Source organism: Rhizobium sp. Pop5 (genome assembly GCF_024721175.1).
In the GTDB taxonomy this organism is placed as follows: domain Bacteria; phylum Pseudomonadota; class Alphaproteobacteria; order Rhizobiales; family Rhizobiaceae; genus Rhizobium.
In genome coordinates, this window is sequence record NZ_CP099401.1 from 136,427 (window position 1) to 156,252 (window position 19,826).

At 58.7% G+C, this 19,826-nt stretch carries 17 protein-coding genes and 3 pseudogenes; 14 read left to right on the plus strand and 6 right to left on the minus strand.

Annotation, left to right across the window (positions count from 1 at the left end):
- Window positions 1-204 precede the first annotated feature (204 nt).
- The 9 genes from NE852_RS26360 (at window position 205) to NE852_RS26400 (ending at window position 10,933) form a co-directional block, all read left to right on the plus strand.
- The gene (locus tag NE852_RS26360; RefSeq protein WP_008530376.1) at window positions 205-1,455 is read left to right on the plus strand and encodes a ribulose-bisphosphate carboxylase large subunit family protein; all 1,251 of its coding nucleotides are present in this window, start codon (window positions 205-207) and stop codon (window positions 1,453-1,455) included.
- Complete coding sequence (locus NE852_RS26365; protein ID WP_008530378.1) at window positions 1,452-2,819, plus strand: four-carbon acid sugar kinase family protein; 1,368 nt, start codon at window positions 1,452-1,454, stop codon at window positions 2,817-2,819. Before NE852_RS26360 ends, NE852_RS26365 begins: the two co-directional genes overlap by 4 nt.
- An 82-nt stretch (window positions 2,820-2,901) precedes the next feature.
- Window positions 2,902-3,672, plus strand: coding sequence for an SDR family NAD(P)-dependent oxidoreductase (locus NE852_RS26370; protein ID WP_008530383.1), 771 nt, complete (start codon window positions 2,902-2,904; stop codon window positions 3,670-3,672).
- Between the two features lie 187 nt (window positions 3,673-3,859).
- A complete protein-coding gene (locus NE852_RS26375; protein WP_374992014.1) occupies window positions 3,860-4,870 on the plus strand; it encodes a 2-keto-3-deoxygluconate permease in 1,011 nt (336 codons plus the stop codon).
- Between the two features lie 485 nt (window positions 4,871-5,355).
- Window positions 5,356-6,927, plus strand: a complete 1,572-nt coding sequence (locus NE852_RS26380) for a sugar ABC transporter ATP-binding protein (protein WP_258156934.1) — start codon at window positions 5,356-5,358, stop codon at window positions 6,925-6,927.
- A 20-nt stretch (window positions 6,928-6,947) separates the two neighbouring features.
- On the plus strand, window positions 6,948-8,129 hold the full coding sequence (locus tag NE852_RS26385) for a sugar ABC transporter permease (RefSeq protein ID WP_258156935.1): 1,182 nt from the start codon (window positions 6,948-6,950) through the stop codon (window positions 8,127-8,129).
- A 76-nt stretch (window positions 8,130-8,205) separates the two neighbouring features.
- Window positions 8,206-9,291 (plus strand): substrate-binding domain-containing protein, encoded by a 1,086-nt coding sequence (locus NE852_RS26390; protein ID WP_258156936.1) that lies wholly within the window; start codon window positions 8,206-8,208, stop codon window positions 9,289-9,291.
- Between the two features lie 25 nt (window positions 9,292-9,316).
- On the plus strand, window positions 9,317-10,090 hold the full coding sequence (locus NE852_RS26395; RefSeq protein ID WP_008530399.1) for a cyclase family protein: 774 nt from the start codon (window positions 9,317-9,319) through the stop codon (window positions 10,088-10,090).
- 126 nt (window positions 10,091-10,216) lie between these two features.
- Window positions 10,217-10,933 carry a GntR family transcriptional regulator gene (locus NE852_RS26400; protein ID WP_258156937.1) on the plus strand — a complete coding sequence of 239 codons (717 nt, stop codon included), beginning with the start codon at window positions 10,217-10,219 and terminating at the stop codon, window positions 10,931-10,933.
- 358 nt (window positions 10,934-11,291) lie between these two features.
- Here NE852_RS26400 and NE852_RS26405 read toward each other — a convergent pair whose 3' ends face one another.
- A complete protein-coding gene (locus tag NE852_RS26405; protein ID WP_258156938.1) occupies window positions 11,292-11,852 on the minus strand; it encodes a TetR/AcrR family transcriptional regulator in 561 nt (186 codons plus the stop codon).
- Between the two features lie 110 nt (window positions 11,853-11,962).
- On the opposite strand from NE852_RS26405, the gene NE852_RS26410 reads away from it, so the two are divergent.
- The 5 genes and pseudogenes from NE852_RS26410 to NE852_RS26430 all read left to right on the plus strand — a co-directional run.
- Window positions 11,963-12,751 carry an SDR family oxidoreductase gene (locus NE852_RS26410; RefSeq protein ID WP_008530407.1) on the plus strand — a complete coding sequence of 263 codons (789 nt, stop codon included), beginning with the start codon at window positions 11,963-11,965 and terminating at the stop codon, window positions 12,749-12,751.
- Between the two features lie 53 nt (window positions 12,752-12,804).
- On the plus strand, window positions 12,805-13,899 hold the full coding sequence (locus tag NE852_RS26415; protein WP_258156939.1) for an alkene reductase: 1,095 nt from the start codon (window positions 12,805-12,807) through the stop codon (window positions 13,897-13,899).
- A 16-nt stretch (window positions 13,900-13,915) separates the two neighbouring features.
- The gene (locus NE852_RS26420; protein ID WP_008530417.1) at window positions 13,916-14,917 is read left to right on the plus strand and encodes an NADP-dependent oxidoreductase; all 1,002 of its coding nucleotides are present in this window, start codon (window positions 13,916-13,918) and stop codon (window positions 14,915-14,917) included.
- Window positions 14,918-14,943: 26 nt separating this feature from the next.
- Window positions 14,944-15,795, plus strand: a complete 852-nt coding sequence (locus NE852_RS26425; RefSeq protein WP_008530418.1) for an alpha/beta fold hydrolase — start codon at window positions 14,944-14,946, stop codon at window positions 15,793-15,795.
- Between the two features lie 33 nt (window positions 15,796-15,828).
- A pseudogene (locus tag NE852_RS26430) lies at window positions 15,829-16,227 on the plus strand (aldo/keto reductase); the annotation flags it as partial.
- Window positions 16,228-16,316: 89 nt separating this feature from the next.
- Here NE852_RS26430 and NE852_RS26435 read toward each other — a convergent pair.
- The 5 genes and pseudogenes from NE852_RS26435 to NE852_RS26455 form a co-directional block, all read right to left on the minus strand.
- Window positions 16,317-16,797, minus strand: a pseudogene (locus tag NE852_RS26435) (helix-turn-helix domain-containing protein); the annotation flags it as partial.
- Window positions 16,798-17,136: 339 nt separating this feature from the next.
- Window positions 17,137-17,929 (minus strand): annotated as a pseudogene (locus NE852_RS26440) (nucleotidyl transferase AbiEii/AbiGii toxin family protein); the annotation flags it as partial.
- Window positions 17,922-18,515 carry a type IV toxin-antitoxin system AbiEi family antitoxin domain-containing protein gene (locus NE852_RS26445; protein WP_258156940.1) on the minus strand — a complete coding sequence of 198 codons (594 nt, stop codon included), beginning with the start codon at window positions 18,513-18,515 and terminating at the stop codon, window positions 17,922-17,924. The pseudogene NE852_RS26440 and the gene NE852_RS26445, both read right to left, overlap by 8 nt.
- A gap of 375 nt (window positions 18,516-18,890) precedes the next feature.
- The gene (locus NE852_RS26450) at window positions 18,891-19,247 is read right to left on the minus strand and encodes a type II toxin-antitoxin system HicB family antitoxin (protein WP_258156941.1); all 357 of its coding nucleotides are present in this window, start codon (window positions 19,245-19,247) and stop codon (window positions 18,891-18,893) included.
- A complete protein-coding gene (locus NE852_RS26455) occupies window positions 19,244-19,498 on the minus strand; it encodes a type II toxin-antitoxin system HicA family toxin (protein WP_008530427.1) in 255 nt (84 codons plus the stop codon). The genes NE852_RS26450 and NE852_RS26455 overlap by 4 nt, the downstream gene beginning before the upstream one ends.
- Between the last annotated feature and the right edge of the window lie 328 nt (window positions 19,499-19,826).

Genomic DNA, 19,826 nt, shown 5'->3' on the forward strand with positions numbered 1-19,826 from the left:
CCACCGGCACAGGGATCGGCTAGCGTGGAAAAGCAACTCACCGGTCCATTTTTGTGTAATGATGTGATTCAAACTCACACCAGGCGGCTTGCATTGTGCCTATTTTTAGGGGGCTGCGTGTGTATCATCGTCAGAACGATCATCGGCGTACGGAGGAGGGTCCGGTACGCTTTCGATCGAGGAGGAGATATCGTGACCAATGCAATGCGCCTCGAGGCTGACTATATCCTTGAGACATACATGCCACCGGAACAAGCTGCGGAAATAATTGCCGGCGAACAGTCGAGCGGTACGTTCGTCGCGGTTCCCGGCGAAACGCCCGAATTAAAGGCGTTGTCGGCCGCAAAAGTTGAATCCCTCGAGACCATCGCAACGTACAATGCAGTTCCAGCTCTCGATGGTCGATATCCCACTGACGCCGCAATGCCTTTGCACCAGGTGAGGATGACGCTGTCCTGGCCTATTGCAACGGTTGGAACATCCCTTCCCAACCTTCTGGCCACAGTCGCCGGCAATCTTTTTGAACTTGCCTGTGTGACTGGCCTCAGGATTGTCGACATTCGGTTTCCGCCACCGTATTTCCAGAAATACAAAGGTCCTGCCTTCGGGATCAAAGGCACTCGTGAACTAACCGGCGTTCAGACCGGACCGATGATCGGAACGATTATCAAGCCGAGTGTCGGCCTGACAGCTGAGCAAACCGCTTCTCTGGTCCAAGATCTTGTCGCTGGCGGTATCGATTTCATCAAGGATGACGAGCTGCAAAGCGATTCCTCAGTCTGCCCGTTTGAAGACCGCGTCGATCACGTGATGAAGGTTATCAACCAGGCCGCAGACCGCACGGGCAAGAAGACCATGTACGCGTTCAACTTGACCGGCGACATGGATGAGATGCGCCGACGTCATGACAAGCTCGTCTCAGCTGGTGCAACATGCCTGATGGTGAGCCTGAACTCGGTCGGTATGGCGGGTTTTTTAGGTCTCAGATCGTTCAGTGAGCTGCCGATCCATGCCCATAGAAACGGCTGGGGTTACCTGACGCGTCATCATTCACTGGGCTGGTCTTATGTTGCATGGCAGAAGATTTGGCGGCTGGCCGGCGTGGACCACATGCACGTCAACGGTGTCGACAACAAGTTTTCCGAAGACAATGACTCCGTCATCCGGTCGGCGCGTGAATGCCTGACTCCGATGTCGGCAGACAAGCCCTGCCTGGTCATGCCGGTGTTTTCGAGCGGGCAGACCGTGCGCCAGGCTCACGCCACGTATGCGGGCTTGCAGTCGGACGATCTGATCGTCACAGCCGGCGGTGGTATCGTCGCTCATCCGAACGGCCCCGCAGCAGGCGTTCAAGCTCTACGGGATGCCTACCAGGCAGCAATCTCGGGAGAAAGCCTCGAATCGGCTGCAGGACATAGCGATGTCTTGAGGCAAGCCATGGGACCGCGCGCATGACCAGCGCCGTATCGCCTCTGCCTCCCGGCCCTTTGGTTTCCTTCTACGGCGACGATTTCACGGGATCGTCTGCTGCGATGGAAGCATTTGCCTGGCAAGGCATCAAGACGGTCCTTTTTCTCGATGTTCCATCGGCGGAACGTTTGGCAGAATTTTCCGATTACAGATGCATCGGTATCGCCGGGATAGCGCGCTCCAAGAGCCCGGCCTGGATGGAAGCCCAATTACCCGCGATCTTCGAACGTTTGGAAAAAACGGGCTCTCCCATCGTGCACTACAAGGTTTGTTCGACCTTCGATTCCTCGCCTCAGATTGGCTCCATAGGGAAAGCGGCTGAGCTGGGTGCGGAGCTGTTCCCGGGTCCAATCCCGATGTTGGTCGGCGATCTCGGCATGGGACGGATTCAGGTTTTCGGCCATCTCTTCGCTCAAGCCAATGGCCAGTATTATCGGCTGGATCGTCATCCAACAATGGCCACCCATCCCTCGACACCAATGCAAGAATCGGACCTCGCCCGACACCTGGCGTCACAGACCAGTCTGCCTATATCGAATATAGATTTTCTCCAGCTGAAGGCGGGCGATCCGGCAGAGATCATCCGCCTGAACTCCCCAGATAAGTCGCAAATTTACTCGATCGATCTGCTCGATCAGGAGACGTTGCGTGCCGCAGGACAGGCCATCTGGACCATGGGCAGGGCGCAGAAGTTTGTTCTTGGCTCACAAGGTGTGGAAGCGGCGCTGGCGGCTTATTGGCGTTCGGAGGGTCTCTTGGATGAACTTCCGGTGGAAACCACGGTGCAGGCGGTCAACAGAATTGCTGTCGTGTCTGGTTCGGTTTCGCCCATGACTGCCGCGCAGATCGAGCACGCGACGTCTCATGGTTTCGAGGCAATCCGTCTCGATCTAAGTCGGGTGTCAGACCAGGATGCGTGGAATGCCGAAATTGATCTTGCCGTGCATAAATCCAAGGCCGCTCTGTCCGAGGGTCGCGACCCCCTCGTGTTTACAGCGAAGGGTCCCGAAGACCCCGCCGTCAAGCAGTTCAAAGCAAAATTCTACCATGACCGGACGACCGCGGAGGCCGCCAACGATCTCATTGGAAGCAGCCTTGGACAGATACTCGACAGGCTGATCGAGGAAGCAGGATTAAACCGCGTGGTTCTGTCGGGAGGAGACACGTCTAGCCATGCTGCGTTGAGGCTCAAGATCGACGCCTTAACCAGTGTGGCGAAGCTTGCTCCAGGCGGTCCCCTATGCCGAGCTCATTCTGCAGACCCGTCCAGAGACGGAATCGAGATCGCGATGAAGGGCGGACAGGTGGGATCTGTCGGCTATTTCGCGGCGGCAAGAGACGGACAGTGAAAGTTTTGCCTCGCTCAGATCCGTAAGGACGGAGCGTGTGCCGGTGTATTGCCGGTAAATTTCGGAGTTAGGGAGGAATGGCATGCCAGAACAGAATGAAACAAGAGTTGCACTCGTCACCGGTTCCGCAATGGGCATCGGGTTCGCGATTGCGAATCAACTCGCCTTGGATGGCTTTGCGATTATCATTGCCGACATCAACAAGGAAGCCGCGGAAAAAGCTTCGGACGAACTGAGAGCCGCTAGGCTTAACGCGCAGTCAGTCGTGATGGATGTCGGCAGTCCAGCTTCGATCGCGGAGGCGTTCAAAGCTGTTGAGGCAGAACATGGTCGCTGCGATGTTCTCGTCAATAATGCCGGCATCGCCAAGACATTTCCATTTATCGACTTTCCTTATGACAACTGGGCTGCAACGCTCAACATCAACGTAACTGGGTCACTGCTGTGTAGTCAGCATGCCGCGCGGCTTATGCAGCGATTCGGTTGGGGCAGGATCATCAATATTGCATCTGTGGCGGGCGAACGTGCCGTGGGTCATGGCCGGACCGCATACGGCGTGTCAAAGGCGGCTGTTATCGGCCTGACCAGGCAGATGGCTGCCGAACTTGCGACTTACGGCATCACCAGCAATGCCGTTGCGCCCGGTCCCGTGGACACACCGCTGACCGAGGTTCTCCACTCTGCCGAGTTCAGGGCGACATACACGGCAGCCATTCCGGCCAAGCGTTACGGCAAGCCGAGCGAGATTGCGTCGACCGTATCGTTTCTAGCGTCCGACGGCGCGAGCTACATTAATGGTGCGGTTATTCCCGTAGACGGTGGCTTTCTCGCCGCCGGGGCGCTGCCAACTTAGGCGCGGATCGCCTCAGGAGAAACTACGGGCAGCTTTGGAACGAGCATTTGGGTGATGTGCCGCCATTTCGGGAGAGGAGCCCGCGGTTTCCGGCACATCGTCAACGACGAATACGCATGAATTCAACATTCAACCTAAAGCGACGTGCAATACCTGGGAGGTAGGGCGCGCAAAAGGGGTGTGCCTCATGGAAATGCAATTCAGAGAAAGTCCTTCGTCAGTTCCGTTCTTCAAGACGATGCAAAAAGTGCCTGCCGGCATGATGTTGATCCCGCTTATACTTGGGGTCCTTATCAACACATTTGCACCAGACGCGCTGCGAATTGGCGGCTTCACCCAAGCCTTGTTCAAGGACGGTGCGCTGGCTCTGATCGGCCTGCTGATTTTTGCAACCGGCGCGCAGATCACCGGCAGCCATAGCGGCAAGGCAGCCGCTGCCACCACCGGCGTGGTGCTGCTGTGCAAGACCCTCATACCTGCAGCGATTGCGGTTATTTTGGGCCTTATATTCGGGCTCGAAGGCTTCTGGGGAATCTCGATACTTGCGCTCCTCGCTATCATGGGCAATAGCAATGGCGCGCTATGGTTGGCTTTTGCGGGCGAGTATGGCGATGAGCGAGACACAGGCGCCTATGTCGCCAGCGCCTTCGATGATGGTCCGTTCCTCGCCTTGATCTTTTTGGGCGCTTCCGGCCTTGGTCAGATCCCGTTCATGGCTCTCGTTGCAGCAATCGTTCCTTTCGCTCTGGGCCTGATCGTCGGCGCTGTCGATCGCGAGTGGACCCGTGTGCTCGATAGCGTGCCGAGCATCACGATCCCGTTTATGTCCTTTGCCGTTGGAACCGGCATCAGCCTGGGCACAGTGCTGACGGGTGGCGTTCAGGGCCTGTTCCTAGGCGTTGCGGTCGTCGTTTTTACAGGTGGGCTCAATTACCTCGGCTATCGGTTTTTGTTACGCCGTGGTTCGAAGAGCGGCATTGGCTTCGCGGCAGGGACCACGGCTGGTAACGCTGTCGCCGTCCCTATGGCTGTGGCCGTGGCCGACCCCCGCTTCCTGCCGTTTGTCGAATCCGCCACCGCGCAAACTGCGACAGCAGTTCTGGTTACCGCCATCCTGGCACCAATCGTCGCGTCTTGGGTTCTCAAGCGCTCCGGCGGGCTTACTGTGCACGATCCGCTGGCCGCGGGTGTGGCGTAACGGGCCTCCTGAGGAAGGAAGGGGGTGCCCGGTTCCCCTCCTGAACCCACGTCATCGCACCAGTCAACGCGCTGCTAGCCAGCGGGTTTGAGAGAACGATCTTCAGGTCTGGGATCCTAATCAGGAGAAGCAAGAAGCGGGGGCTTAAGTCAGAGCCTTATGACATTTCATTGACATGTCAGTGGAATTTCACTATGATTTTATAGGGAGATTTTGCGGACGGGGCAGGAAGTCGTTCGGTCCGGCTTAAAGTCTGAGACAATAAAAGAGGTCGCTACACTGGCACATCTGGATGTGGCGCAGCCTGGTAAGCTTAGACCGAAAGACGACATCGTGAGAGGTTGCCCAAGCGCCGTTGATGGCACTGCGGTCGCCACCGACCGGCTAGTCGTACTCGCCTGAGAAAAGCCTGACAAAACGGCAACGCCGATTTCGCGGCCATGCCCAAACAAATGTACATCATTCGTTGGAGGAGGAGCCGCGACATGAGTGCTGAGATAAGTGCAACAGGTTTGCGGCCTGATGATTTGAACGGCGAAAATTTCGCCGCCAGAGTCTCCAGCATCGATAAAAAATACGGCGTCGTGCACGCGCTCAAAGGTGTTTCCATTTCGTTTAACCGCGGCGATGTTCACGCGATCGCGGGCGAAAACGGTGCTGGCAAGTCTACGCTCATGAAGATTTTGTCGGGCGTGATCGGCGGCTACGACGGACATATCGAGATTGAAGGCGAACGCTGTCGATTTGACAGCATTCGCGATGCTGAAAGGCACGGCGTGTTTCTGGTTCCACAGGAACTCAATGTGGTGCCGGAACTGCGGGTTGGTGAATACCTGTTCCTCAACCGGGAACCTCGCCGTTGGGGCATGGTGGATACAAGGATGCTGTGGGCTGACGCGGTCCGCTGGCTGGCAGTCTTCAAGCTCGATCTGTCTCCGTTATTGCGCATGGGCGACCTGAGCACGCACCAGCAGCAACTCGTCAGCATCGCCCGCGCGATGACGCAGGGCGTAAAACTGCTGATCCTCGATGAGCCGACATCGAACCTGACCGAGCGTGAGACCGAACTGATGTTCGAGCAGATTTCCAATCTGCACAAGCACGGTGTGACTACCATCTACATCTCTCACCGGCTCCATGAGTTCGAGCGCATCGCAAACGCGGTGACGGTCATGCGCGACGGCGCAGTCGTTGATCAGTTCCGCCTTTTGGGGCAGTCCGACACACCGCGTCGAGTCGTTCAGGCCATGGTTGGGCGAGACCTCACGGAGATGTACCCCAAGGTCGCTGTCGTAGCTGGCAAGCCCAAACTATCCCTGCGGGGATGGACCATTCCAAATCGCGGGCCGGGGCGTGCCAATCTCGTTGAAAATCTCAATCTCGATGTCCGGGCAGGCGAGGTCCTGGGGATATTCGGCCTGCTCGGCTCGGGAGCCTTCGACCTGACGCGCTCGCTTTTCGGAGCCCACGAGGCAAAGGTGCGGGGTAGGATGGAAGTCGGCGGTCGGGCCGTCACCGTTGTAAGCCCGCGCGACGCCATTCGCAGCGGCATTGCCTACGTTCCCGCCGAGCGAAAGCGCGACGGTCTGATAGAAGCTCACTCAATCACGAGCAATATGACTCTGGCCGCACTCGGTCGTCTCACGCATTTCGGTTTTCTTGACCGCTATGCCGAACTTAAGAGCGTGCAGCAATATGTGACGAGCCTCAAGGTCAAGTGCGGATCTGTGGAGCAGTCGATTTCGCAACTTTCGGGCGGAAATCAGCAGAAGGTTGTAGCTGCGAAATGGCTGCTCACCGCACCGGAGGTTTTCATCCTCGAAGAGCCGACGAGAGGCGTGGACATCAATGCACGCCTCGATTTCTACGCGCTTATCAACGACCTCGCGGCGGCGGCTAAGGCAATCATCATCGTTTCCACTGATTTGCCGGAGGTACTGGGCATGTCCGACCGTGTGCTGGCCATGCTCGAAGGGAAAATCGTGCGGGAATGGTCCCGGGGCGAGGCAACGGAGGAGGACGTGATGACAGCAGCTGCATGTGGATCCAGGCAATGAACATGAGCGCGAGGACGACAGTGACGGCACAAACGACAACGAACAAGGGAGGGACATTCCGGAATCTGCCAGAAATGATGTCACATGGCGAGCTTCGGCTGCTGCCGCTGATCATCGTTCTGATGGTGGTCTGGATGGTGATGCAGTATCTCACCGGCGGGCTCTTTCTCAGTGCCCGCAATCTTACCAATCTGAGTGGCCAGGTCGCCATCACCGCGCTGCTGACATCCGGCGCCGTCTTGATAATGATCCCGGGCTTCATCGACCTTTCGCTGGGCGCGACCGTTGCTGCCGCCGCCGTGATCGCCGCAATGGCTGGGGCACAGTTCGAGCTTCCGCTTTGGCAGACCATCGTGGTCACCTTGGGCTTCGGCTTGGTGATCGGTCTTTGGCACGCTTTTTGGATCGCGTGGATGAAAGTGCCTTCCTTTATCGTGACCCTGGGCAGTCTGCTGGCCATACGCGGTCTATCGCTTGTCATCACCAATGCCGAGACGATATCGCCGAGCCCGGATATCCTGGTGATCTCGGACACGTCCTTGTCGGCAACGCTGAGCATTGTCGTCTTGATGGCCTTCTGGCTCGCCTTTGCACTGCTGCAGTTGCGGGAGTGGAGGGCTCGGAAGCAAGCCGGCATCAAGTCGTCATTTTTTTCCGTCGTCGGTATACCGGCGGTGTCTGTGGGCATCTTTGCATGTGGTGTCATGGTCGTGGCCGTCAGCTACAGGGGTTTGCCTCTGCCAGTGGTTTTCGTTCTGGCGGTTGTCGCCCTGACCGGCTGGCTGCTGCGTTACACCGCTTTCGGCCGTCGGCTCTACGCCATCGGCGGCAATCGCCAGGCGGCCTTGCTCGCCGGGATCAATATTCGTGCACATGTCTCCATGGTGTTCGCGTTCATGGGGCTGCTCTACGGTTTGGCCGGGCTTGTATTGGTTGCCCGTCTCGACAGCGCGCCGCCAGGCGCAATGCAGGGGCTCGAACTTAACGTCATCGCCGCCGCCGTGATCGGCGGAACCAGCCTCATGGGTGGCAGGGGAACCGTGGCTGGTGCCGTCATCGGCGCAATCCTGATGGAAAGCCTGTCCAACGGAATGAGCCTCATGAACCTGCCGTCGGCCTACCAGTCCATCACGGTCGGTCTCGTCCTCCTTTTTGCAGTCTATGCAGATATGCGCGGACGCGGCGGAAGATTTGGAGACTGATTGAAGCAGTCTTCGACCACATACTGTCTATCGAATTGTCGCCGATGGAGTGCGACAGAAACTGGGAGAGAGAAACATGACAGACAAAGTGAAGAAGTCGGGCATCACACGCCGGCATACGCTCGGCATCGCCGGGGCAGGTTTGCTGGCAGCGCTGGTGAACTTCAAGGCCGTTCATGCGCAAGACAAGAAACTGAAGGTCGGCTTGATCATGCCGAATTACGATCAGCTTCGCTGGAAGAACGCCGACCAGGCATTCTTCGAAAAGCAGGCTGCCGAACTGGGTATCGAAGTCCTTGCCCAAGCCTCTAACGCGTCGGAATCGCTGCAGGCGAGCCAGGTTGAGAATATGCTCACGCAAGGGATCGACGTTCTCGTCCTTACGCCAGTCAACGCGAATGCGGCCAATGCGCTGATCCGCAAGGCCAAGCAGGCGAACGTGCCAGTGATCAACTACAACTTCCTGATCAACAAGGGCGACGTCGTCTGCTTCCTCGGTCGCGACGCGGTGGAGATGGGCGAGAAGATTGCTCAGGCTGCAGTCGCGGCCCATCCGAAGGGCAACTATGTGATCGCCGCCGGCGAGGAATCGACCAGCGTTGCCAAAGAGACACGTCAGGGTTTTCTCAACGTGCTGAAGCCGTTTCTGGATAAGGGGGACATCAAGCTGGTGTCCGATCAATTCAACAAGAACTGGTCAACCGACAGCGCGCGTGCCCAGGTTGAGAACGCTTTGACGAAGAACAACAACGACGTGGTCGCTGTTCTTTGCGGCAATGACGGCACCGCTTACGGAGCCATCCAGGCCCTGCAGGCGCAGGGGCTCGGCGGCAAGGTCTTCGTTACCGGCGTCGATGCGGAGCCACGTGCGCAGGAACTTATCAAACAGGGTCTGATGGCGCTGTCCAACTTCACGGCCTTCGACCAGATGGGCGTCGAGGCAGCCAAGGCGGCGTTTGCTATCGGGAATGGCAAGCCGATCGAAGCTTCCGCCACGGTCAACAACGGCCTGAAAGACGTGCCGTGGATCAAGATCCTGAATTTCAACGTCACCAAGGATAATCTCGACCAGGCGACCAAGGACTTCCCCCTGGTGGTTCGCCAAGGCCTGATCGAGATAGCGGCCCTCGGGACCCAAGACGCCGAGGGCCGCGAAGCCTGACCGACATTAGTATCAGGAGAACATCGTGACCGATGAATTTTTAATGGAACCTGCGGGACATCAGCACGATCTTGCGACACGGCTTGGCGCCGTGCTTCGAGGCATGCGGGTGGTGGATCTGTCGCCGATGCTGGAAAGAGGCATTCCGAACTGGCCGATGCATCCGCCGCTTGTGATCGACAAGGCGAGACTGAAGGCACGCGACGGCTATTATAGCCAGTTGCTCATGATTTCAGAGCATACAGGGACCCACGTCGATGCGCCCGCCCATTTCCACGATGACCTCATGCACATGACAATCGACACAGTCCCACCAGACAAGTTGATTGCGCCCGCAGTGCTCTACGATTTTTCGGACAGGCATCTCCAGCCAGGAGATTTGATTTCCCTGGACATGGTGAAAACCTACGAGGCGGAAAAAGGTGTGCAGGTCGGAGAGGGCGAAATTCCGCTGATTAACTTTGGTTGGATGCAGCGCTTCTGGCGGACCGACGATCAGAGCACCTGGTTTGTCAAGAACGCCCCGGGTATCCAGGAGGATGCGATCATCTATTTCAAGGAGAGAGGCATCCGAGCGATCGGCTGCGATACCGTTGCTTGCGATATGGCCGTGATCGATGGTGTCGGTCAGGAGACAACCGGGCATACTACACATTGGTTGCCAAACGGTATTTTGATTATTGAGATGCTCACCAACCTCCATCAGCTTTCTCTGCGCAGCCTCTTTGTTGCCACTCCTATGAAAATCAAGGACGGTTCGGGATCGCCAATTCGTCCCGTTGCTTTCTGTGAGCCGTGAAACTTGCTCTTATTAAAGTCAGCAATTCAGCTTGTCTTGAACGCGCGCTCGTTCAATTTATGGGTTAACATTCGCGATCTGCAATCGAACCTGATATTGCTTCACTGATTGTGAAGGAGAAGCTGCATGAAACACGATTCTAGTCCCGGTCAAGAATATGTCGGCCCGAAGCGTGTCCTGCTGCGTGATGAGGCATACCAGACGATCAAGGAGTTCCTGCTCACCGAAGAGTCCGAAGAGGTCCTCTCCGAACGAACGCTTGCATCGCGGTTCAAGCTGGGTCTCGCGCCCGTGCGATCTGCAGTCGAACGTCTAAGAGCGGAGGGACTACTTACGGCGATGATGAACAGCGGCCTCCGTCTCCCGGAAATCACCGCACGCGAAATCTTGGACTTCTACGAGATGCGGATGGTGATCGAGGTGCACGTCGTCGCCTCGCTCACAGGCAAGCTTTCGGATGATCAATTACAACAACTGTACCAGATACTGGACGAGCAGGATATCTGCGCAGAAATTCGTAATACGAACCGCTACCACCAGCTTGATCTGGACTTTCATACAACGCTTGCAGAGTTGCACGGAAATTCCGAGATGGTTCGGACCCTGCAACAGATGCGCGACAAAATGTACAGGCTTTCGCGACGCCTACACCGACTTCATCCCGATCGACTGAGTTTGAACGCGCAACAGCATAGGGCGATCGTAGATGCAATTCGTGAAGGTGAGATCGACAAGTCGCGCAAGAGTATGCAGGCGCATCTGGCCTGGGGACGTGCATTCACCCTCGATCCCAACGGGCGATTGGGAGGGGACTGGCAGCGATTGACGGTCGCTGCAGGCTGACTGATCCCAATTTGGCGAAGACTTGGCGCTCTAAGAGATTGTACAGCTTTCTTAAGCTGATTGATGCGAATTCCTCGCATTTGACCTGATGTCACGGAGGTTTTATCCGGCTACGATTACAGCCTCGGCGTTCCGCAGGCGGCTCTCTCCAGCCGCGAATACCTGCGGCAGTTCGCAGCTCCGTTCGAGACGTGCGCAGGTTCAGGCAATCAATCGGCGAACTGATGATCTGTCAAAGGGCTGTCAGCTCGAAGCTATCGGCTGCAACGCTGTCAAGACACCGGTCGTCATCCCGAAATGATTAGCCCTTGTTGACGTCTGCGTCCGCGATGCTCTCCGGCGAGCGTGAGGTGTGAAGTCATCCCCCCTGGACGGGAATTGTTTTTTCGCCGATCCATGCCTGGGTCTCAGACAAGAGTTCGGCTGACAGCGCGGGGTCATCGATTGATCGGGACAGGATGAGCGCGCCGACCATCGCCGCCCAACTGCCGATCGCAGATCTGCGACGCTTGGAGAGATCCTCACCCGGCATGATGTCGGTGAGGGTGGTGATTTGCGAGGCAAGGACCTTTGCCATCGACGCGCGTGCCTCCGGGGCCTGCTGCCGCATGAATCCCGCGAGGGCAGCCATCGGGCAGCCCAGCTCCGGATGCGCACGATGGGGCTCCGAGAGATAGGTGTCGATCCAGACGCCAAGGTCATCGATCACGGATTGGCTGCCGACCGCATGAGCGATGGTCTGGGCGACCAGATCGTCCTTTGACTGAAAATGTCCGTAGAAGCCGCCATGGGTCATCCCGGCAGCCTTCATCACTTCGGCGACACTAACCGCATCGAAACCCTTCTCGCGAAACAGACGTCCCGCCTCTGTCAGAATGCGGCTGCGGTTCTCCGCTTTCTGCTCCTGGCTCACCTTCATTTCACTTCGCCTCCGCACGGTATTGACATTTTGATGATAGTCATCATATTTACTCAGCAATGATGACAGTCATCATGAATATAGTGTTGATTTCAAGAAAGGGCAATGCCATGACCGACAAGCCAACCGTCCTTATTACCGGGGCCTCCACAGGCATTGGTGCCGCCTACGCCGAACGCTTCGCGCGCCGTGGCCATGACCTGGTGCTGGTCGCCCGTAACACGGCGCGGATGGAGGCGCTGGCCGATCGTCTGCGACGCGACACCGGCGTTACGATCGACATCATGAAGGCGGATCTGGTCAATCCAGCGGAGCGTGTAGCGGTCGAGGCGCGGCTGCGTGACGACGCACAGATCGGAATCCTCATCAACAATGCCGGGGCGAGCCTGGCGGGCACCTTTATCGAGCAAGCTGTTGACGATATCGACAGGCTGGTGACGCTCAACACGACCGCGCTCGTGCGCCTTGCGCACGCCATCGCTCCCCGCCTTGCGCAAGCGGGTGAAGGCGCGATCGTAAATATCGGTTCCGCAGTTGGCCTCGCTCCGGAATTCGGCATGCCGGTCTATGGCGCGACCAAGGCCTTCGTGCTGCATCTCTCCCAGGCGTTGAGCCTCCAGCTCGCTTCCCAGGGCGTCTACGTCCAGGCCGTGCTTCCGGCTGCGACGCGCACCGAGATCTGGGGCCATGCGGGCGTCGATGTCGACACCCTTTCAGGTGTGATGGAGGTGGACGATCTGGTGGACGCGGCCTTGGTCGGCTTCGACCGGCGCGAGCCCGTCACCATCCCGCCACTTCATGACGGGGGACAATGGTCAGATTTCGAGGCCGCGCGTCAGGCCATGATCCCCGGCTTCGCGCAGTCCCGGCCCGCCGATCGCTATCTGGCGAGCGCGTGAGAAGCCACAGAATTACGCAAACGCATCAACGCATTCGAACGGAAACTGAGACGATGACCGATACCGATTTGTTTAGCCCTTACGACCTCCGCGGCCTCGCGCTTGCGAACCGCATCGTCATGGCGCCCTTGACCCGCAACCGCGCGGCGGCGGGCCTCGTGCCGAGCCGATTCGCGGCGAACTATTATGCGCAGCGCGCGAGCGCCGGGCTCATTATTACCGAGGCCACGCAGGTCTCGCGGCAGGCTCAGGGTTATCAGGATACGCCCGGCCTCTACACGCCCGAACAGATCGCAGGTTGGCGCCAGGTGACCGACGCGGTCCATGCCAAGGGCGGCCGCATCTTCGTGCAGCTCTGGCACGTCGGTCGTGTCAGCCATGTCGATCTTCATGACGGAGAGGCGCCGGTCGCGCCATCGGCGATCCGTGCCGAGACCAAGACGTTCGTGAACAATGGTTTCGTCGATGTATCCGAGCCCCGCGCGCTTGAAGTGGACGAGATCTGCGACATCGTCGAGGATTTCCGCAAGGCCGCGGCCAATGCGATCGAGGCCGGTTTCGACGGCGTCGAGGTCCACGGTGCGAATGGCTATCTGCTTGACCAGTTCCTGCGCGAAACTGCCAATGTCCGCACGGACGTCTATGGCGGTTCGGTCGAGAACCGCGCCCGGTTGCTGATCGAAGTGACCGCCGCCGTGGCGAGCGAGATCGGTGCGCAGCGTACGGGCGTTCGCCTCTCGCCGGTGTCTCCGGCAAGCGGCATCGTCCCGTCGAGTGGCGAGCAAACGCAGTTCAACCATGTCGTGGAAGCGCTCGACGGTCTTGGCATCGCCTATATCCACGTCGTCGAGGGCGCGACCGGCGGACCGCGTGATGTGACGCCCTTCGATTTCGACGCACTGAGGCAGCGCTTCCGCAACACCTACATCGCCAACAATGGCTATGACTTTGAACTGGCGAAGTCGCGCCTCAGCGAGGGCAAGGCCGACCTATTTGCCTTTGGGCATCATTTCATTGCCAATCCCGACCTCGTCGAGCGTTTCAAAAGCGGTGTGGCGCTCGCCCAAATGAATCCGGCCACGATCTACGGTGGCGGCGCTGAGGGCTACACCGATTATCCCGCCGCGATCGTTTCAGCCGACGCCTGATCGGGAGGAGAGTATCATGAAGGCCTTCATTCTCGACCGCTACGGCAAGAAACAGCAGTTACGACTGGGCGACATGCCCGAACCCGTGCCTGGCCCCAACGACGTGCTAGTCGAGGTTGAGGCAGCAGGGCTCAACCCGCTCGACTCCAAGATCAGGGACGGCGCATTCAAGCCGATCCTTCCGTACAAGCCGCCGCTCGTCCTCGGCCATGAGCTTGCGGGCACGGTCATCGCGGTCGGCGCAAATGTACGGCGCTTCAAGCCGGGAGATGCCGTCTTTGCGCGACCGCGTGACGGGCAGATCGGCGCTTTTTCCGAACGCATCGCCGTCGAGGAAGCCGATCTGGCGCCCAAGCCTCTTAGCCTGTCGATGGCGGAGGCCGCGTCGATCCCGCTGGTCGGGCTGACCGCCTGGCAGGTGCTGGTCGAGCGAGCGCAGATTAAGCCGGGACAGAAGGTGCTGATCCATGCCGGATCAGGCGGCGTCGGCACTTTCGCCATCCAGCTCGCCAAGCATCTCGGCGCCACCGTCGCAACGACCGCGAGTGCCACCAACACCGCAATGGTGAAGGAGCTGGGTGCGGATGTCGTCATCGACTACCGCAGCCAGAAGTTCGAGGAAGAGCTGTCGGGCTACGACGTCGTTCTCAACAGTCTCGACGCCGCGACGCTCGAAAAGTCGCTGAAGGTCTTGAAGCCTGGCGGCAAGCTCATCTCAATCTCCGGCCCCCCCGACCCCGCCTTCGCGCAGGCTCAAGGATTGAATGTGGTGCTTCGGATCGTGCTGCGCCTGCTCAGCCTGGGCATCCGGCGCAAGGCGAAGCGCGCGGGCGTCGACTATTCGTTCCTGTTCATGCACGCGGACGGAGAGCAGTTGAGCCGGATCTCCAAGCTAATCGAAGACGGCACAATTCGCCCCGTGGTCGACCGAGTCTTCGCCTTCGCGAAACTGAAAGAAGCTCTCGCGTACGTCGACACCGGGCGCGCCAAGGGCAAGGTTGTCGTCACGCTCAAGTGACGCGATCCCAAAACAAGGATTCCACTATGACTACCGGTATTCATAGCGCAGATTGGAAGACGGCACCCACCCGCCACGTCGAAGCCGCCGGCACGCGTTTCGTCTATCGGCGTCTCGGGCCTGACGCCGGCGTGCCGGTGGTGCTGCTCAATCACTGGGGCGCGAACCTCGACAATTTCGACCCTCCCATCGTCGAGGGGCTCGCTGCCGATCGGCCGGTCTATGCCCTCGACTATCGTGGCATCGGCGCGTCTGGCGGCGCAGCCCCTCTGAGCGTCGCCGAAATGGCGAGAGACACCATCTCCACAGTCCGCGCGCTGGGACTGACGTCGGTCGATCTGATCGGCTTCTCGCTCGGTGGCTTCGTTGCGCAGCAAATCCTTCTCGACGCGCCTGATCTCGTCCGCCGCGCCATCCTCGCCGGAACAGGCCCTGCGGGCGGAAAGGGTATCGAACGGGTCGGTCCCGTTTCGTGGCCGCTAATCATCAAGGGCCTTATCACCTTCCGTGATCCTAAATTCTATCTCTTCTTCACGTCAAGCGCGGCGGGTAAGCGTGCGGCCAAGGCGTTTCTCGCTCGATTGAAGGAGCGTACGAGAGATCGTGACAAGGCGGTCCCGCTGAAAGCCTTTCTGCGACAGTTGAAGGCCATTAAGGCTTGGGGCCAGCAGGCCCCTCAACCGCTGGACGTCGTTGACAAGCCCGTCCTCGTGGCGAACGGCGATCATGACATCATGGTGCCAAGCGAGAACTCCTCCGATCTGGCACGTCGCATCCCTGGCGCGCAGCTCGTCCTGTACCCCGACGCAGGCCATGGCGGCATCTTCCAGTATCACGACGCCTTCCTGACAAAGGCCAAAGCCTTCCTGGGGGCCTGATCGCCAGCGCCTACCGATGAGGATATATACGCCATGGATTATGTGACATTCGGCCGTAAGGGCTTTCATTTTTCCGGCTGGCCTGGGCGCCGGTAATTTCGGCGCGGGTTGAGGCTAAGGCGACGATCCGGAACGGCGGTCGCCATTCTGAACGCCTATACGGGGGCGGGCGGCAATTTCATCGCCACGGCTGACGTCTATCATTTCGGCCAGTCGGAAGAAATACTGGGTAATGCGCGGGAGGGCGGCGCAAGGATTTCGCGCTTGCGACCAAGTTCACCAATGGGGCGGCACCGAACGCCGACCGGCTGGTGACGGGCAATAGCCGCAAGACCACGACTGCCTCGGTCGAGGTGAGCCTGCGGCGACTGAAGACCGACCGGATCGATTTATTGGGAACATCACCCTGATGGACTGGAAAAGATGGCACGCCGCGAAGTACCCTTTGATGGCTCACCACAGTGCGATGGCCACCGGAATCTTGGATAGCCTGGAGCCAACAGCTTCGAACTGACGGCCGACTAATTGATCACTTGAATGTCGATTGAATGCCTGAGCTTGCGCACGTCGCGTGCGGGCGGAGCCCCGAACTGCCGCAGATATTCGCGGCTGAACTGGGAGGGGCTTTCGTGGCCGACCGCGTAGGCAACGTCGGAGGCGCTAAGGTCGCCGGCGAGCAGCAATTGGCGTGCTTCCTGAAGGCGTAGCTGCTTGTGATACTGGATCGGGCTCAGGCCAGTCAGCGCGACGAAGTGCCGATGCAGGTTCGCGCGGCTCATGCCGGCGGCTTCACACAGCGCCTCGATCCGCAGCCGCGTGTTGCCGTCGCGAATCCATTCGACAGCCCGGCGGATACGGCCAATCGCCCGGGCGGGCGATATGACGCAAAAGCCGCCCCTGCGGACCTTGCAGGAGACGATAGAGCAATTCGCGTTCGGCCATCGGCGCGAGCGCCGTGATGTCCGCAGGCGCGTCGAGCAACGCAAGAAGTCGCAGCAGCGTGCGCGCAGCAGAATTTCGATCGTTTCAATTCAATGCGCGTTGATCGAATTCCTTGCTGCGATCTTGTCCGGGAAGAACTACAGGTTCCTGAGAAAGGGCGACGTTCTTGGATCCCACGATTATAGCGGCAGCAGTGCTCTCTTTCAGGATTTTCTTTCGGGCGTCGCGCCATTTTCGACAGCATTCGACGCTGATTCTGCCAAGGACTTCTATCAAATCTATCGGCTTCGGGCCTGAAACCCAAATTCGCCAGCCATTGCGTGTTCTCGCCTCGTGGAGCAGCGCGCAGCAGATCGATTTCTGCTCGCAAGATTGTCTTCCGGGACGCGCTGCAGGCCGCGATTTTGACCTTCGTAGACGATTACGGTCGAGGCTTATTGACGAGCCCTCGTCGGCGAAACCAGCATTGTTCAACCGGACGACGTCATGCCAATGACGAGCAAAACGATCACTGCGGAGGCGCTCCTGCAGGCAGAAGACATGGCTTGCGATTGCTTTCTCCCAGAACGTCCGCTCCGCGTGCATGGCGCGGGGGCTCGCTTTCGGAAATTCGACACCATCGACCTGACCCGCGGCGTCGCAGTCGATATCGCGGATACTGGCTGGCTCGCCGGTCGACCGTGCTCCGAATTCGAGCATGACGCTCGGGGCGACATAACCGGATCCGCTGCTCACCGCGTGATAGTCCAGATAGAGCGTATCATCCTCGAGGCGAATTGCCGCCGGAAGAGATTGATCGCATAGCGCGCCGGCGATCACCGGCTCCACCGAGGCCGAGACCCAGACCGGAAGCCGCTTTCGCACTTCGCTGGTCCAGCGCTTCTCCTCACTGCGGGTTTTCGGCAGCGCCTCATCGTTGTCGCCGACCAAGTCCGGCGCCAGCGCGCGGATATCGTAGGTCAGATCCACATCCTCAGAGAACCTTTTGATGACCCCATAGGCTTTCGAAAGCGAGGTGCCGCCCTTGAAGACGAGATGCTCACCGAGCTTGGACGCAGAGAGCGTCTGCAGCGTCCAGACGACCCAGACATCCTTTTCGAGCAGATGAATGGGGCCGTCCGGTGCGGTCGGCCGCCACAGCCAAGGCTTCGCGGCGGTCATCCTTCGACAAGGCCAGGAACTGATCAGCCATGCGCAGCCTTTCCCACGCTTCTCGCAAGCCAGGTCGGGAACTGCGGAGCCGCCGCCACCAGCTCGCCGAACGCGTCCGGCGGCAGCTTTCGCTTGATCCGCGACAGTGCTTCATCGGCCTTCTCCGGCCCAAGCCATGCAAGCGCGCGGACCGCCACGCCGGCGGGCCGGTCGGCCAAGGCCAGTTGCCAGCGAGGCACATGTCTGAGCTCGACCGTCTGCTGTCCAAGGTTCATCGTCCGGCTTCGGCCGGATGTCAGGTAGACGGAGCGGACCGGGACCTGGGTGGTCAGGCCCAGGGCATTCGCAGCGGCGGCGCCGTTTGAGACGATCACCTCGCCGCGCTGCTGCGCCACTGCCTCCACCGCCTGTTCGATCGTCGGCGGCCGGCTGCCGAAACGGCTTTTGACAGGCCGCATATAGATGCCGCGGCCGGCCCGGACGAGCTCGCCGCGCTCGGCCAGGCGCGACAGAGCCTGGTCCAGGGCGGCACGATTTCCGAGATGCAAAAAGCTCTTTGCCGAAAGCGCGGATCCTTCCGGCAGTCGTTCAGCATGTCCCATGATTTGCGATGTCAGCTTTTGCATGGCATGTCTCCTGTTAGAAATATATGCAAGTTTCTGACAGTTTGCAATGAGAGGGGAGACGACGCGTGTCATACTGGTATTTTTCGCCGCTTTCGTATTCTTGCTGGGAAAATCGAGGAAGGCGCCCGCTGCCAAAGCAGGGCGTCTAGCGTCACGCTGACACTTCGCGCCTCGGCGTAGTTGTAGCGGTCGTTCGACATCCGCTTCGAGGACGTCGCTGGCACGGCGAGAGCTTTCGAGGCCGGCGACCGGCTTGTTGCCATAGAGTTCGCGTTTTAGGCCAGAAAGATCGCATAATGGATCGAATGGAACGCCAATTCATCGGACACGCCGATGGGCGGTACGGTGAAGGGAACTATGGTGGCCGCAACGGCACTACGCCGGCAGGCGCGCCTCGGCAAAATGGTCGGCGGCTTCTTCCAGCACCTCTTCTGCCCACTGGTTCAGACTCTTTCCCGAAAGCTCAGCAGCAAGAGCTGCTCGGCGATGGACTTCGGGAGCGACACGAAACATCATCTTCCCAGAATAGGGTCGCTGAGGCTCTTTGCCGATTCTCCTGCAGGTCTCGAGGTAGTCATCGACTGCCTCATGGAAGGCTTTCTTGAGTTCAGCGACACTGTCACCGTGAAAGCCGATTATATCGGAGATACCTGCAATCTTGCCGAAAAACACATCGTCCTCAGCGTCGAATTCGATGCGAGCGTGATACCCGTTGTAGGTCATGGTGTTCATGGCGTTACTCCAATCTGCATCAGGAACTCGCGAGCATCACGCACCTGATAACGCTTGGCTTCCTTGTCCGGATGAGGTCGATGGAAGCTCGCAATGATCCCGTCTTTTTCAAACTTAACGCGGGAACCGTTCCCCTCAATGACGTCGGCTCCGGCAGCCGCAAGCAGATTCTCTATAGCGGCCCATTCAATGGTTCCCGAGACCGGGTCCTTGAATACGGCCGCAAGGGTCTTTCTCTGCTTGCTGTTCATGCTAGCAAATATAGAGACGCTTGCTGATTATGCAAGCAAAAACTCAACATCATCTTGAATTCATCCCAAAGATCGAATGTGGTGCGTGGCCGGGCATAACCACGGGTAGGCTTGGTTTTGGATGTTGAGATCAACGGTGGTTCGAACTGGTTCAAGGCGAACAGAGATGATCAGCGTGGCAGCTTGCCCGAAGCAAGAAGCCTCTGGGGTTACTCACGCCTAATCGGCGGTAACGTTTTTCTTCTCCGAGTTTGACTTGACGCGGTAGCCGATCACATCCGCTCACATTCAACTGGGGTCAATTTACGCACGCCTAAGAAGCATTTGT